Annotated in this window: 1 pseudogene; it reads left to right on the forward strand. The window is 59.9% G+C overall.

Annotation, left to right across the window (positions count from 1 at the left end):
• Positions 1 to 319, forward strand: a pseudogene (locus AF337_RS39110) (cation:proton antiporter domain-containing protein); the annotation flags it as partial.

Genomic DNA, 319 nt, shown 5'->3' on the forward strand with positions numbered 1-319 from the left:
CACTCGGGCTCCTGCCGCATGAGGGCCAGGATCTGATCCTGGCTGCCGCGATCCTGTCGATCACGCTCAACCCAATCGTGATCTTCGCGACCGACGGCCTGAAGAAATACATCCATTCGAAATGGCCCTCCCTCTGGGAAAGCTACGGCAGGAGCAGGCAGAAGGCGCTCGGCAAAGAACTGGAAAAGATCAGGGCGCTCGGCGAAGAGCGCGAGCGCCAGCATCAACTGAAGATGCAGCAGCTCATCGAGACGTTCCCGCTGTTCTCCGAGGTCGACGAGGACGCGCAGGATGAACTGCTGCTGCTCTTCAAGGCGAA

Origin of the sequence: Rhizobium ecuadorense (genome assembly GCF_001187535.1) — a bacterium.
Lineage (GTDB): Bacteria > Pseudomonadota > Alphaproteobacteria > Rhizobiales > Rhizobiaceae > Rhizobium > Rhizobium ecuadorense.